Below are 13,826 nucleotides of genomic sequence, written 5' to 3' on the forward strand. Positions count from 1 at the left end.
TGTTTCTCACTTGAGCAGGTTGGCGAGGTCGTCGCCCTTCAGGTCGACGATCTTCCCGTCGTGCACAACGGTGGGCGTGCCCTGGCTGCCGATGGACGTCATGAGGGAGAAGTTCTCGCTCGCGCTCGACTTGCCGTCGGCGGTGTACTTGCCCTCGGTGATCGCCGCGGTCACGTCGGCCGGCAGGTCGACGCCGAGACTCTTCGCGCCCCCGGCGAACATCGTGGCCATCTCGGCGTTGGTCTTGTCGCCCTTGCCCTCCTCGGGCTGCTGCGCGTACATCACGGTGTGCGCGCCCATCAGTGCCTTCTGCTTCTGATCGTCGGGGAGGGACGACCGGGAGATGGCCAGCATCGCACCCACAGCGCGGTCGGAGTAGTCACCCGACGGGCTGTTGCGGTCGAGGAAGTTCACCATGAAGTACCGCGCCTGCACCTTTCCCGCCTCGATCGCCGCCGTGATCTTGGCACCGTACTGGTTCTCCAGGCTGGCGCACGCGGGGCAGTACGGGTCCTCGAAGAAGGTCACCTTGGTCGGGGCGTCGTCCTTGCCGAGGACGAAGGTCGGCGTTGCGGCGTTCAGCTTGCTCGCGACCTGGTCCGAGGGCTTGTCCGAGTTCTTGCTGACCAGCAGCACGCCGCCGATGACCACCACGATCACGACCAGGACGGCGATGCCGCCCAGCACGTAGGTCATGGTGTTGGACTGCTTCACAGGAACGTACTTGGCGTTCTTAGGCTTGCTCACGCCGACCACAATAGCTGCAGTCGGCGAGTTCCCAGGTCAGACGGCTATCCGCCGAGCACCCCGTCGACGAGGGCCTTCGCCTCCGCCTGGACCTGCGCGAGATGCTCCGGCCCCTTGAAGGACTCCGCGTAGATCTTGTACACGTCCTCGGTACCGGACGGCCGGGCCGCGAACCACGCGTTCTCCGTGGTCACCTTGAGCCCACCGATGGGCGCACCGTTGCCCGGGGCGCGGGTCAGCTTCGCCGTGATCGGCTCCCCCGCGAGCTCGTCGGCGGTCACCTGCTCCGGCGACAGCTTCGACAGGACCGCCTTCTGCTCGCGGCCGGCCGGAGCGTCGGTGCGTGCGTAGGCGGGCACGCCGTACTCCTCCCCCAGCACCGCGAAGTGCTGCGACGGACTCTTGCCCGTGACCGCGAGGATCTCCGAGGCCAGCAGCGCCATGATGATGCCGTCCTTGTCGGTGGTCCAGACGGAGCCGTCGTGCCGCAGGAAGGAGGCGCCCGCGGACTCCTCGCCGCCGAACCCGACGCTGCCGTCGAGCAGGCCGGGCACGAACCATTTGAAGCCGACGGGGACCTCGAGGAGCGTGCGCTGCTGCTCGGCGACGACCCGGTCGATCATCGAGGAGCTGACGAGCGTCTTGCCGACGGCCGCGTCGTCGCGCCAGCCGTTGCGGGAGGCGAAGAGGTAGTCGATGGCCACCGCGAGGTAATGGTTCGGATTCATCAACCCGCCGTCCGGCGTGACGATCCCGTGCCGGTCCGAGTCCGCGTCGTTCCCGGTCGCGATGTCGTACTGGTCCTTGTTCGCGATCAGCGAGGCCATCGCGTTCGGGGAGCTGCAGTCCATCCGGATCTTGCCGTCGGTGTCCAGGGTCATGAACGCGAACTGCGGGTCGACCGTGGGGTTCACCACCGTCAGGTCGAGGTTGTAGCGATCGCCGATCGCGCCCCAGTAGCCGACGGCGGCGCCGCCGAGCGGGTCGGCGCCGATCCTCACGCCCGCGTCGCGGATCCTGTCCAGGTGCAGCACCGACGGCAGGTCGCCGACGTAGGAGTCCAGGAAGTCGAAGCGCTGCACGAAGTCCGACGCCAGCGCCTGCGCCAGCGGGATCCGCCGGACTTCGCGCAGGCCGCCCTCGAGGATCTCGTTGGCGCGGGCCGCGATCGCGCCGGTCGCGTCGGTGTCGGCGGGGCCACCGTTGGGCGGGTTGTACTTGAAGCCGCCGTCCGCGGGCGGGTTGTGCGACGGGGTGACCACGATCCCGTCGGCCTCCACACCGGAATGGGACCGGTTGAAGGTGAGGATCGCGTGGCTCAGCGCCGGCGTGGGCGTGTAGCGGTCGTCGTGGTCGATGAGGGTGGTGACGCCGTTGGCGGCGAGCACCTCGACGGCGGTCTCCCAGGCGGGCACCGAGAGCAGATGGGTGTCCTTGGCCAGGTACAGCGGGCCCCGCACGCCCTGCGCCGCGCGGTACTCGGCGATGGCCTGCGTGGTGGCCGCGATGTGGTTCTCGTTGAAGCTGCCGTTCAGCGAGGTGCCCCGGTGCCCGGAGGTGCCGAAGGCGACGCGCTGGTCGGGGTTCCCCGGATCCGGAACGATCGAATAGTACGCCGCGCGAACGGCTTCGACGTCGATCAGGTCTTCGGGGAGCGCCGGCAGGCCGGCACGCGAATGAGCCATCTTCAGTCCACCTCATCTGTCCGGGACGGCGCCGCGGATCGCGCGGGGCCGGAGCTCAAACGTATCCGCGCGAGCGCCTCCGCGCGCGGGAACCGCGGCGACGGCCGGTACCCGTCACCGCGGCGCCCCGGCGCTAGACGATCGCCCAGACGATCAGCACCATCGCGAAGCCGACCACGGACAGGACCGTCTCGAGGACGGACCACGTCATGAGGGTCTGCTTGACAGTCATGTTGAAGTACTTCGCGACGATCCAGAAGCCGCCGTCGTTGACGTGGCTGAGGATGATCGAGCCGGCCGAGATGGCGATGACGATGAGGGCGATCTGCGCCTGCGAGTAGTTGCCCGCGGCCACCGTCTCGCCGATGATGCCGGCCGTAGCGGTGATCGCCACCGTCGCCGAGCCCTGCGCGATGCGCAGCGCGCAGCTGACGAGGTAGGCCGACACGATGAGCGGCAGGCCGAGGTTGCTCATCGACTGGGTGAGGGCCGTGCCCACACCGGTCGCCTTGAGCACGGCACCGAACAGCGCGCCCGCACCGACGACGAGGAGGATCATGCCGATGGGCCGCAGGGCGTTGCCGGTCATCTCGGCGAGCTGCACCGCCGTGATGCCGCGCCGGATCCCGAGCAGGTAGAAGGCCAGCACGACGGCGATCGTGAGTGCGATCGCCGGCGTTCCCAGGAAGACGAAGATCGAGTAGGGCATCGAGCCCTGCTGCAGGGTGACGCTGCCGAAGGTGGCGCCGAGGATCAGCAGCATCGGGACCAGGATCACGAAGGCGATCAGGCCCAGGCCGGGCGGGTTCGCGGAGGCGTGCTTCTCCTCGGGTACCAGCTCCTCCGGGACGTCGACGATCACGCGCTTGCCGATCCAGGTGCCCCACACGACACCGGAGGCGAACCAGGCGGGGATGCCGCAGACGAGACCCATGACGATGATCCAGCCGAGCGAGGTGTGCAGCAGGCCCGCGGCCGCCACCGGACCGGGGTGGGGCGGCAGGAAGGCGTGCGTCATCGACAGGCCCGCGAGCATGGGCAGCGCGTACATCACCAGCGACTTGCCGCCGCGCTTGGCTGCCACGTAGACGAGCGGCGCGAGGATGAAGATGCCGATGTCGAAGAACACCGGGATGCCGAGGATCAGGCCCGTGACACCCATCGCGAGCGGCGCACCCTTGGGGCCGAACAGCTTCAGCAGCCAACTCGTGAGCACGTCGGCACCGCCGGAGCGTTCGAGGATCGCTCCGAGAACGGTGCCGAGACCGATGATGGGTGCGATGTGCCCGAGGATGCCGCCGAAGCCCGTCTCCAGGATCGATTGCGCGGCCCCCTTCTGCGGTGACCCGACGAGCTTCTCCACGGAGACGCCCGCGATCAGCGCGAGCCCCACCGAGACGATGATCAGCGCGATGAACGGCTCGAGCTTGACCTTGATGATGAGGAGCAGCAGGACCACGATCGATACCGCGGCGAGGGTCAGTAGACCCCCGGTCTCGTGCTGCAGCCAGTGCATGGCCGAGGACATGGGTGGGTTCTCCCGTTCTGGAAGGGTCAGAGCGCGGCGACGAAGCGCGCGGCGCGGGTGGTGATGTCGGCCCAGTCGCCGGCGGCGACGGTGTCGGGGGGCACGACGGAGGTGCCGGCGCAGACGGCGACGGCGCCGGCGCCCAGGAACTCGCGGGCGTTGCCCTCACTGACGCCGCCCGAGGGCAGCAGCGGCAGGCCGGGGAACGGGCCGTGGAGGTCCTTGAGGTAGCCGGGGCCGAAGGCCTTGGCGGGGAAGATCTTCACCGCGACCGAGCCCAGTGCCGCGGCGCGGGCCACCTCGGTCGGGGTGAGGGCGCCGAGGAAGATCGGGGTGCCGAGGTCGCGGGCCGCCTCGGCGACCTCCTCGTTCACGTCGGGGGTCACGAGGAACCGGGCGCCGGCGTTCACGGCGTCGCGGGCCTGTGCGGCGGTGCGGACGGTGCCCACTCCGAGGTTCGTCCCCTCGACGGTGGCCGCGCGCTCCAGGTGGCCGAGCACGCCGGGTGTGGTGAAGGTGAGCTCGACGGTGCGGATGCCGCCCTCGGCGAGGGCGCGACACAGGGCCGCGGCGTCGGGTAGCGCGGGCGCGCGCACCACGGTGAGCGCCCGGTCGGCGGTGAGGTCGGCGAGCAGGCCGGGCGCCCCGGCGGTGGATTCGGACACGGTCACAGGACCCCTTCGTCTGTCAGTCGCAGCGCGCCGCCCGCGAGCGCGCCGGTGGGCTCGCCGTCGTCGAGCGCGGGGACACCGCGCACGAGGACGTGCGTGAAACCCGCGGCGGGCGTGCGCGGGGCGTCGTAGGTCGCGCGGTCGATCACCGCGTCGGGGTCGAACAGCGCCAGGTCGGCGGCGTAGCCCTCGCGGACGAGGCCCCGTCGGACCAGCTTCAGGCGACGGGCGGGACGGCCCGTGAGGTGGCCGACGCACTCCTCGAGGCTCATCAGCCCCAGGTCACGGCTGTAGTGCCCGAGGTACCGGGCGAAGGTGCCCCAGGCGCGGGGGTGCGGCTTGCCGCCGACGAGCAGACCGTCGCTGCCGCCGGTGTGCGTGGGATGCCCCATGATGGCGCGCACGTTCTCCTCGTGGCCCACGTGCTGCAGGATCCCCGTGGCCAGGCGGTCCTCGAGGAGGATGCCGACGCAGACCTCGAACGGGTCGCGAGCCTCGTCGGCGGCGATCTGCGCGATGGTCCGGCCCACGTAGTGCGAGAGTGCCTCGCCGCCGACACCGCTGATCTCGATCGTCTCCCACTCGGCGATCACGCCGTGGCAGCCGTCGGAACCGGTGTGCTCGAGGTGTTCCCGGATCCGCGCGAGCGGTTCGGGGTCGCGGAGGCGTTCGAGAGTGGCATCGGCCCCGCCGGACGCCGCCCAACTGGGCAGGATCGCGGCCAACGTGGTGGCACCGGGCAGATAGGGGTAGGTGTCGAGCGAGATGTCCGCGCCCGCGGCGACCGCCTCGTCGAGCAGCGCGAGCAGTTCCGGAGCACGGCCCTTGTTCGGGCCGAAGTTGAGCGTCGCGTGCGCGAGGTGCAGCGGGCAACCGGTGCGCCGCGACAGCTCGATCATCTCGGCGTACGCCTCCATCGCGCCCGCGCCGTAGCTGCGGTGGTGCGGCGAGAAGTAGCCGCCGAGTTCTCCCGTGGTGCGCAGGAGCGCGGCCAGCTCGGCGTCGTCGGCGTACATGGCCGGGGTGTAGGTGAGGCCCGTCGAGAGGCCGACCGCACCCTCGCGCAGCCCCTGCGCCAGGATCTCCTGCATCCGCTGCACCTCGGCCGGTGCGGCGACGCCGTCGTCGAAACCGTGGGCCAGCGCGCGGAGCAGCCCGTGCGGCACCAGGTAGGCGAGGTTGGTGGCGGTGCCGGCCTCGTCGAGCCGGTCCAGGTACTCGCCGACGGTGCGCCACGAGAAGTCGAAGTCCGCGGGGTCGGTGTTCCAGCCGGCGATCTGTCGACGCACCACCGCGAGGGTCTCGTCGGAGACGGGTGCGTAGCTCAGACCGTCCTGTCCGATGACCTCGCAGGTGACGCCCTGGGTGATCCGCGACGGGTGCGCCGGGTTGAGGAGAACCTCCAGGTCGGAATGGGCGTGCATGTCGATGAAGCCAGGGCTGAGCACCAGGCCGCCGGCGTCGATCACGCGGTGCGCCGCGCCGAGGTCGCGGCCGATCGCGGCGATCACGCCCTCGGCGATCGCGACGTCCGCGGTGTAGCGCGGCGTCTCCGTGCCGTCGACCACGGCCGCGCCGCGGATCAGGATGTCGTGCATGCGTGCCCCGCCCTAGAAGTACGTGGAGATGACGTCGACGACCTGCGGGTCCTGGCCGTCGTCGGCGACGACGGGGATGACGCGCCACTTGTCGAAGACGGTGCAGGGGTGGCTCAGGCCGAGCCGCACCACGTCGCCCACGACCAGCGGGTCCTCGGCTGCGAGCCGGAGGAAGGCGTGCTGGTCGTTGACGGCCGTGATCACCGCGTCGATCGGGCGGGTCTCGGCGCCGAGCCCCGCGGCCGCCACCTGCGGTTCGGGCAGACCCTCGTCGAAGGAGACATCGCGGCGCCCCACGTCGAGCAGAGCGAGGCCGGGCTCGGGCCGGGAGATGACCCGTGCCCACACGTGCATGGCCGAACGCAGCCGCGGCGCGTCCGCCTCACGGCCCGACGGCGTGATGCCGCGGTAGAAGCCGTCGTCGTGGATGATGTACGCCCCCGATCGGACGACGACGCGGGCGTCCTCGACGCCGCCGAGGATCGCGGCGACCCGGTCGAAATACGCACTGCCGCCGGCGGACACGACGATCCGGCCCTCGGGGTAGAGCGGACGCAGCCGCGCATGCAACTCGAGCAGCCCGCGGAGGTAGTCGTCGACCGTGGTGAGCGCCTCGGCGCTCGTGTCGTGCGCGAACGCGCCCTCGTACCCCGTGACGCCGCCGAGGCGGAGGCGGTCCGACGCTGCGATGCGCCTTCCGATCTCGAACCCCTCATCGACACTCCGCGCGCCCGTCCGGCCGCCCGGCCCGCCGAGCTCGACGAGGACGGTCGGCTGCCGCGTCGCGCCCGCCAGACCTCGCTCGAGCGCGTCGACGGTGCCGACCCCGTCGGCCCAGAGCACGACCTCGAGCGCCGGGTCCGCGTCCAGCGCCTCGCCCAGCCAGCGCAGGCCCGCCGGATCGGCGATGGCGTTGGCCACGTGCAGGTTCCGGAACCCCGCGGCGACCGCGACCTGCAACTGCGGCAGGTTGGCGATGGTGATGGCGGAGGACCCCGCGTCGAGCTGGTCCTGCCACAGGGCCGGGGCCATCGTGGTCTTGCCGTGCGGCTCGAGGTCGAAACCGTGCGCCGCGGTCCAGCGGGCGAACTCGGCGACATTGCCGGCCATGGCCGCGCGGTCCAGAACGAGAACGGGCGTGGAGAGATCGGCCAGATGCGGCGCGCGCGCGAGGAAATCAGCGGTGTTCATGCCGTTCGCCCACGCGGGCACCGCTTTGTCGACCACACTCAGCACGTGCGGTCGCGCGTCGATCCCGTTGGCCATTTCACTCCCTCATCTGCTACGTTGCACATATCGCAATCGCCGTTGCGTGATATGTGTCACAGACGGTAGCATCGCTCCAAGGCCCTGCACAACCACCTGATTTCCGAAAGGCGCGAGACGGTGACGGAACCCTGGATCGCCTGCCTCGGCGAACCGCTGGCACTGGTGTCGGCCGCCGCGCTCGACGCACCCGAGCCCGCCATGCACGCCGGCGGCGCGGAGGCGAACGTCGCCGCGGGCGTCGCCGTACTCGGCACGCGGACCGCGTTCATCAGCAGGGTGGGCGGCGACACGGAGGGCGCGCGGATCGTGGAGCACCTCCGCGCGCACGGCGTCGACGTCGCCGGCGTGGAAGTGGAGCGCGCGGGCTTCACCGGCCGGTACGCGAAGACCGAGGGGCTCGACGCGACGGGTGAACCGACGACCGCGAGCACGTACCGGCGCGCCGGCAGCGCCGCCGCGGGCATGGACAGTGCGTACCTCTCCCGCCCCGCGGTCGCGGAAGCGCTGGCCCGGGCGCACATCGTGCACACCAGCGGCATCACGCCGGCCCTGTCCGCGTCGTGTGCCGAACTGACCCTCGTACTCCTGCGCGACCGCACCGGCGTGCCGGGCACCGTCACCTTCGACGTCAACTGGCGCGAACAGCTCTGGCCCAGCGGGGACCCGTCCCTCGTGATCCGGCTGGCCCGCTTCGCGGACGTGGTGCTCGTCGGCTCGGACGAGGCCGAGCGGGTGCTCGGGACCGGCGAACCGGCGGAGGTCCGGGCACTGCTCCCCGAGCCGCGCACCGTCATCGTCAAAGACGGTGCCGTGCGGGCGATCGCGGTGGCGCGCGACGGCTCGCAGGTCTCGGTTCCCGCGCTGTCGGTCGAGGTCGTCGAACCGGTGGGTGCCGGCGACTCCTTCGCCGCCGGCTTCCTGCACGGCCTGGCGCACGACGAGGACATGCGCACCTGCCTGCGGCGGGGCCACGCCGGTGCAGCCGCCACGCTGACGGTGCGCGCCGACTTCGCCGTACTCCCTCCGGAAGCGATGGCCGCGCTGCTCGCGTGCGACGAGCAGGACTGGGCGGATGCGCACGTCGGCCCCGGCGGAGTCCGCGTGGGTGGCACGGACTTCCCGCCACCGCGGGAGAGCGGAGCCGCATGAGCCAGAGCCTGACCCGCGCGCTGGAGATCCTCCGCCTGCTCGGCGAGGGCCCCGCCACTCTCGACGAGCTGGCCGAAGAGCTGGGCGTGCACAAGACCACGGTGCTCCGGCTGCTCCGCCCTCTCACCGACGCGCGCTTCGCGTATCACGACGAGGCGCACCGCTACCACCTCGGATCGCGCGTCTTCGATCTCGCCGCGCGCGCGTCCGAGCAGCGGGGCATCCGGGAGATCGCGGCGCCCCACCTGCTGGCGTTCAACCGTGAGTACGGCCGCACCACCCACCTCGCCGCCCGTGAGGGCGACGCGGTGGTCTACATCGACAAGCTCGAGTCGCGCGACCTGATCCGGATGTACTCGCGGGTCGGGATGGAGGCGAACCTGAACTCGAGCGCCGTCGGCAAGGTGATCCTCGCGGCGCTGCCCGATGCCGAGCTGCGTCCGCTCGTCGCGGGCATCGACTTCGCGTGGCGCACCCCGAACACCATCGTCGATCCCGGCGTCTACCTGCACGAGATCGAGACGGTCCGTGAGCAGGACTGGGCCGCCGATCGCGAGGAGAACGAGCCGTCGATCAACTGCATCGCAGCGCCCGTGCGCGACGCGTCCGGGGCCGTCGTCGCCGCCGTGTCGGTGTCCGTGCCGGACGTCGTGCTGCCCTTCGACCGGTTGCTGGACCTGTTGGAGCCGCTGCGCACGACGTGCGCGGCGATCTCCGCCGACTGCGGCTACCGCCCGCGCTGAAGCCTCCCCGGCGAACCCGGGGAACACCGGAACACCCACGAGAACAAAGGAAATCACCATGACCTCGATGGCCGTCTCGACCACCGACGCCCCCGCTCCTGCGCACTTCTTCAGCCAGGGCGTGCGCCGCGGAAACATGCTGCAGGTCTCGGGCCAGGGCCCGATGGACCCCGCCACCAACCAGTACATCGCCGAGGGCGATGTCAAGGAGCAGACGCGGCGCACGCTCGAGAACGTGAAGGCCATCCTCGAGGCCGGCGGCGCGTCGGTCGCGGACGTGCTGATGTTCCGCGTGTACCTCACCACGCGCGACGACTTCGGCCCGATGAACGAGGTGTACGGCGCGTTCATCGCCGAGAACGTCCCCGAGGGCACCGCTCTGCCCTGCCGCACCACGGTGTTCGTCGACCTGCCGCACGAGGTGATGCTGGTCGAGATCGATGCGCTGGCCGTTCTCGACTGATCGCCACCGCCCCGGTTGATACATGCGCATATCGCAATGTATGGTCGACGCGACGAGTCGGACGACGATCGGGGCTGAGATGAGTGCGCACGCACACGGCGGGCACGACCACGGCGTGAGTGCCGACGCCGACAAGCGCTGGCTGAGCATCGCGCTCGCGCTGCTCGTGGGCTTCATGGCCCTCGAGGTGACGATCGGCATCCTGGCGAGTTCACTCGCATTGATCACCGACGCGGCGCACATGCTCACGGACGCCGCCGCGATCGTGCTCGCGCTGGTCGCGATCCGGCTCGCGGCGAAGCCCGCGCGCGGCGGCTACACGTGGGGATTCAAACGCGTCGAGATCCTGTCGGCGCAGGCCAACGGGATCACGCTGCTGCTGCTCGCGGCGTTCTTCGTCTACGAGGGGCTCTCCCGACTGATCAGCCCGCCCGATGTCGACGGGCCCCTGGTGTTCTTCACCGCCCTTGCCGGGTGCGCGGTGAACCTGGCCGCGACCTGGTGCATCCGGCGCGCGAACCGCAGCAGCCTCAACGTCGAGGGCGCGTACCAGCACATCCTCAACGACCTGTACGCGTTCATCGCCACCGCCATCGCGGGTGCGGTCATCTGGGCCACGAACTGGGGCCGAGCGGACGCGATCGCCGCACTCGTGGTCGCGGCACTCATGCTCAAAGCGGGATGGGGCCTGGTCAAGGCGTCCGGCCGGATCTTCCTGGAGGCCGCACCCGAGGGCGTCGACCCGGCGGAGGTGGGCCGCGACGTGGCCGCGGTCGCGTCGGTCGTCGAGGTCCACGATCTGCACATCTGGGAGATCACCTCGGGACAGCCGGCCATGTCGGCGCACGTCCTCGTGACACCCGGCGCGGACTGCCACGCCGTCCGGTCGAGCATCAGCAGCATGCTGCACGACGAGCACGACATCGAGCACGCGACACTACAGGTCGATCACGCGGGTGCCGAGGACCACTGCGGTGACCCGCACGGCGAGCCCTACTCCGCCGGGCCGGCCCCGTCACGCGGTCGGGCCGCCGACGGTGCCGCCGGGTGCGGCCCGGGCCATTCCCCGGTTCAGGCCCCGGAGAACGGCGGGACCACGTAGCACGGCACCGCCCGCGGGTGCTGCGGGTCGAGCGCGTTGAGCACCATGTACGCCGCCCGACGCGACCCCGCGATCGCGAGATGGTCCGAGAAGTCCTGCGCGCACGTGTCCTGCACGACGATGTTGCGCACGCCGATCCCGGCCGGCCCCGGGACCTGGCCACTCGTGTACGGCAGCACGAGCTCGTCGTAGCGCGTCGAGATGTTCGTGTACTCGACGCCCTTCACGTACGGCGAGCCGCCGGACCACAGGTCGTCGAGGAAGCGCGAGCCCGGCAGCATGTCGCCGATGGACTCGAACACCGGGAAGTACGGGTCGCGGACGCCGAGACCGTGGACGAACACCGACGCCGCCCGCCCGAGATCGCCGCCGGTCCCCCGCCACAGCGGCGCGAGCGAGACGTACTTGCCCACCTTGTCGGCGCCGCCGAGCCGCTTGAGGTAGTACGACGGCATGAGCGTTCCCTGCGAGTGGCCGATGAGGTCGACCTTCTTCGCGCCCGTCGCCGACAGAACTCGTTCCACCACGGCCTTCAATTGCTGGGCGCTCACGGCGAGCGGCCGGGTGCCGCCGATCTGATTCGCCGGCCACGGCGCGCCGGGCAGCGCGCCGTACGTGAAGGAGAACACGCAGTAGCCGTTGTTCTTGAGCAGCGGCGCGTAGGCGCCCCAGTTGGTCTGCGCCCCGCCCCCGGTGCCGTGCACCAGCACGACCGGGTCGGGGTGGCGCACCGTCGGCCTGCAGGAGTAGTCGTCGGTCCCGGGCAGGGACCCGTTCGGGTTCGTCAGCTCCGACGGTATGCCGCCGAAGAAGCTGAAGTTCTCGGGCAACGGCTCGGCGTACGACGGTGCCGCGAGCAGGAACGCCGCGGCGGCGGCCGCGGCGGCCGCCCGTCGCCAGACGGAACGCAGGTTCATGATCACAGAAGGTAGCCGAGCCCCGAACCGTGCGTGGAAGATTTCTAGAACTTGTTCCATATCGTCGAGCCCTTGCGAATCGTGACCAACGGTCACTTTCCCGACTAATTACTCATATCCGGCGATCGAGTTGCCTCCGCAAAGGCGTACACCGACAGGTATCGCGGGAGAGGGACCGTCCCGCGATCGTCGTCCCCCACCCGGTCTGCAGGAGTTCGCATGTCCACTTCCCTCATCCGCGCCGTCGCGGCGGCGCTCGCCGTCGCCGCGCTCGCCCTCCCGGCCGCGGCGTCCAACGCCGATCCCGTCTACAAGAACTGCACCGAGGTGCGCCAGGCCGGCAAGGCCCCGATCCTCAAGGGCCAGCCCGGCTACAGCAGCAAGCTCGACCGCGACGGCGACGGGATCGCCTGCGAGAAGTAGCCGCAGCGCGAACGCGAAAGCGCCCCCTGACCTGCCGGTCAGAGGGCGCTCTCTGTGGAGCCGCCGGGAATTGAAGAACCTGTACGTTCCCGCTGGTGGGAGGCTCGCCACCCCGCCTGAACTTCGGTGTATTACCTAGTAGTACGGACAGATCACGGTAAATGCGGAGGCTCTCACGGGGAATGCGGGGACAGCTAGTCATTGCCCTCGCTCTCCTTCAAAGAACTCTCGCAGCGTGGTGGGGACGTACGGGTAGGCATCCGCCGCGTAGCGCTCCTGCCAGAGTGACTCACCGAAGTGCTAACGCGCTGCCTCGTAGTAGGGAACATGCACGCGGTGGGTCACCCCGGTCAGCGAGGCAATGTCCGACCGTTCAGCGTCCGACAACAGCCGCGCGAGACCGTCCTCCCCCAGCACGCTTTCCAGCCCATAGCTCAACGCCGACACGTCCGAACAGTTCCGCTCTCCCATGCTCTTATGCACGATGCGGTGACCCTTCGCCCGAGACGAGTCGTACGTGAAGATCACCTCCGCAGCGCCCGCATCTTCAATCCACTCATTGCAGCTATCGCACACCCACCGCACCGTCGTCTCACTCATCTTGCGAAGTATGGCAGTCGCACCCATCACCAGGGCACATCTGAGCGTCCCGCGACCGTCACGGAGCTACCGCACCACCTCGGGCGCTCCCTCATAGCTCGCGATGTCGATGACTCACTCAGCCTCGTTCCGCCCGTCCACGTGCGCTAGTGCCACCTCAGGCGGCAGGTCCGCGATCGCCCAGATGGTCCCGTCGGTGGAACGAACCGAATCAGCCAGCGGATAGATCGTCACCGAAGTTGCACACTCTCCATGAGCGTTCCGATTTTTCCCAGCGGACTCCGTATGTGATCGCGCTATTATGCGCCGTCACTGCGCCGCGCCGCACAGCAACTTGTCCCAATACACTAATTCCGTTAGTTGAAGTTTCTTGCGCCGTCATGCTCGTGACCACTCTGTCACCGTCTCGGTGTCGCACACTGATCAGGCTCATCGAAAGTCCCCAGTGATGCTCATTGAAATTCCTCACCTGGGTGCGGTCGGATTATAGCGGTCGGCGGCTGGGTGCGATTGCTGTGCGGTGGGTTTCGTTGCGGGCGTGGTGGTCTCGTAGTCGGTAGCTGTCGCCGTCGAGTTTGAGGACGACGGAGCGGTGTAGGAGCCTGTCGAGCATGGCCGCGGCGACGGTGGTGTCGCCGAGGACTTCGCCCCATTCGGAGACCGATCGGTTGGTGGTGATGACGATCGATGTTTTCAGATACCGTTGCGCGACAACCTGAAACAACGCTGATGCGGCTTCGGCGGGCAAGGGGAGGTAGCCGAGTTCGTCGATGACGAGCAGCGTCGGGCCAGCGAAGAACCGCATGGTCGTCGACCAGCGGCCTTCGATCGCCGCTTTGTGGCAGCGGGCGGCCAGGTCGGCGGCGGTGGTGACGTAGGTGCGGTATCCGGCGTGCACTGCGGCATGCGCGAGCCCGACCGCGAGGTGGGT

General features: G+C 69.7%; 14 protein-coding genes. 5 read left to right on the forward strand and 9 right to left on the reverse strand.

Features of this window, described 5'->3' with window-relative positions; all coding sequences use genetic code 11:
* Window positions 1-6: 6 nt before the first annotated feature.
* The 6 genes from AXK61_RS08275 to AXK61_RS08300 form a co-directional block, all read right to left on the reverse strand.
* Window positions 7-747: a DsbA family protein gene (locus AXK61_RS08275; RefSeq protein WP_139057977.1), complete on the reverse strand. Its 741-nt coding sequence runs from the start codon at window positions 745-747 to the stop codon at window positions 7-9.
* A 44-nt stretch (window positions 748-791) separates the two neighbouring features.
* A complete protein-coding gene (gene pgm / locus AXK61_RS08280; RefSeq protein WP_068744725.1) occupies window positions 792-2,432 on the reverse strand; it encodes a phosphoglucomutase (alpha-D-glucose-1,6-bisphosphate-dependent) in 1,641 nt (546 codons plus the stop codon).
* A 133-nt stretch (window positions 2,433-2,565) separates the two neighbouring features.
* A complete protein-coding gene (locus AXK61_RS08285) occupies window positions 2,566-3,960 on the reverse strand; it encodes a GntP family permease (RefSeq protein WP_068571930.1) in 1,395 nt (464 codons plus the stop codon).
* Between the two features lie 26 nt (window positions 3,961-3,986).
* Complete coding sequence (locus AXK61_RS08290; RefSeq protein WP_231855478.1) at window positions 3,987-4,625, reverse strand: bifunctional 4-hydroxy-2-oxoglutarate aldolase/2-dehydro-3-deoxy-phosphogluconate aldolase; 639 nt, start codon at window positions 4,623-4,625, stop codon at window positions 3,987-3,989.
* 2 nt (window positions 4,626-4,627) lie between these two features.
* Window positions 4,628-6,229 (reverse strand): N-acyl-D-amino-acid deacylase family protein, encoded by a 1,602-nt coding sequence (locus tag AXK61_RS08295; RefSeq protein WP_068744727.1) that lies wholly within the window; start codon window positions 6,227-6,229, stop codon window positions 4,628-4,630.
* Between the two features lie 12 nt (window positions 6,230-6,241).
* Complete coding sequence (locus AXK61_RS08300; protein ID WP_068744729.1) at window positions 6,242-7,495, reverse strand: type III PLP-dependent enzyme domain-containing protein; 1,254 nt, start codon at window positions 7,493-7,495, stop codon at window positions 6,242-6,244.
* Window positions 7,496-7,615: 120 nt separating this feature from the next.
* Here AXK61_RS08300 and AXK61_RS08305 point away from each other — a divergent pair, with 120 nt between their 5' ends.
* From AXK61_RS08305 to AXK61_RS08320, 4 genes are all read left to right on the forward strand, one after another.
* Window positions 7,616-8,647 (forward strand): sugar kinase, encoded by a 1,032-nt coding sequence (locus AXK61_RS08305; RefSeq protein ID WP_068744731.1) that lies wholly within the window; start codon window positions 7,616-7,618, stop codon window positions 8,645-8,647.
* The gene (locus AXK61_RS08310) at window positions 8,644-9,390 is read left to right on the forward strand and encodes an IclR family transcriptional regulator (protein WP_068744732.1); all 747 of its coding nucleotides are present in this window, start codon (window positions 8,644-8,646) and stop codon (window positions 9,388-9,390) included. The genes AXK61_RS08305 and AXK61_RS08310 overlap by 4 nt, the downstream gene beginning before the upstream one ends.
* Window positions 9,391-9,448: 58 nt before the next feature.
* Complete coding sequence (locus tag AXK61_RS08315; RefSeq protein WP_068744733.1) at window positions 9,449-9,853, forward strand: RidA family protein; 405 nt, start codon at window positions 9,449-9,451, stop codon at window positions 9,851-9,853.
* 79 nt (window positions 9,854-9,932) lie between these two features.
* Window positions 9,933-10,955: a cation diffusion facilitator family transporter gene (locus tag AXK61_RS08320; RefSeq protein WP_082789272.1), complete on the forward strand. Its 1,023-nt coding sequence runs from the start codon at window positions 9,933-9,935 to the stop codon at window positions 10,953-10,955.
* Here the strand turns inward: AXK61_RS08320 and AXK61_RS08325 are convergent.
* Complete coding sequence (locus AXK61_RS08325) at window positions 10,925-11,872, reverse strand: esterase/lipase family protein (protein WP_068572814.1); 948 nt, start codon at window positions 11,870-11,872, stop codon at window positions 10,925-10,927. The genes AXK61_RS08320 and AXK61_RS08325 overlap by 31 nt on opposite strands.
* Before the next feature lie 219 nt (window positions 11,873-12,091).
* On the opposite strand from AXK61_RS08325, the gene AXK61_RS08330 reads away from it, so the two are divergent.
* Window positions 12,092-12,295: an excalibur calcium-binding domain-containing protein gene (locus AXK61_RS08330; protein WP_068571919.1), complete on the forward strand. Its 204-nt coding sequence runs from the start codon at window positions 12,092-12,094 to the stop codon at window positions 12,293-12,295.
* A gap of 300 nt (window positions 12,296-12,595) precedes the next feature.
* Here the strand turns inward: AXK61_RS08330 and AXK61_RS08335 are convergent, their stop codons facing one another.
* Both AXK61_RS08335 and AXK61_RS08340 read right to left on the reverse strand, forming a co-directional pair.
* A complete protein-coding gene (locus tag AXK61_RS08335) occupies window positions 12,596-12,895 on the reverse strand; it encodes a hypothetical protein (protein WP_156485612.1) in 300 nt (99 codons plus the stop codon).
* 484 nt (window positions 12,896-13,379) lie between these two features.
* Window positions 13,380-13,826, reverse strand: a 447-nt coding sequence (locus AXK61_RS08340; protein WP_197466772.1) for an ATP-binding protein, incomplete at its 5' end; no start/stop codon positions are given.

Origin of the sequence: Tsukamurella pseudospumae (assembly GCF_001575205.1) — a bacterium.
GTDB classification, from domain to species: Bacteria; Actinomycetota; Actinomycetes; order Mycobacteriales; family Mycobacteriaceae; genus Tsukamurella; species Tsukamurella pseudospumae.

Coding starts and splice junctions, on each gene's coding strand:
- AXK61_RS08310 (WP_068744732.1), top strand. CDS start 8,644: ATGAGCCAGAGCCTGACCCGCGCGCTGGAGATCCTCCGCCTGCTCGGC.
- AXK61_RS08315 (WP_068744733.1), top strand. CDS start 9,449: ATGACCTCGATGGCCGTCTCGACCACCGACGCCCCCGCTCCTGCGCAC.
- AXK61_RS08335 (WP_156485612.1), bottom strand. CDS start 12,895: ATGAGTGAGACGACGGTGCGGTGGGTGTGCGATAGCTGCAATGAGTGG.
- AXK61_RS08325 (WP_068572814.1), bottom strand. CDS start 11,872: ATGAACCTGCGTTCCGTCTGGCGACGGGCGGCCGCCGCGGCCGCCGCC.
- AXK61_RS08330 (WP_068571919.1), top strand. CDS start 12,092: ATGTCCACTTCCCTCATCCGCGCCGTCGCGGCGGCGCTCGCCGTCGCC.
- AXK61_RS08295 (WP_068744727.1), bottom strand. CDS start 6,229: ATGCACGACATCCTGATCCGCGGCGCGGCCGTGGTCGACGGCACGGAG.
- AXK61_RS08300 (WP_068744729.1), bottom strand. CDS start 7,495: ATGGCCAACGGGATCGACGCGCGACCGCACGTGCTGAGTGTGGTCGAC.
- AXK61_RS08320 (WP_082789272.1), top strand. CDS start 9,933: ATGAGTGCGCACGCACACGGCGGGCACGACCACGGCGTGAGTGCCGAC.
- AXK61_RS08285 (WP_068571930.1), bottom strand. CDS start 3,960: ATGTCCTCGGCCATGCACTGGCTGCAGCACGAGACCGGGGGTCTACTG.
- pgm (WP_068744725.1), bottom strand. CDS start 2,432: ATGGCTCATTCGCGTGCCGGCCTGCCGGCGCTCCCCGAAGACCTGATC.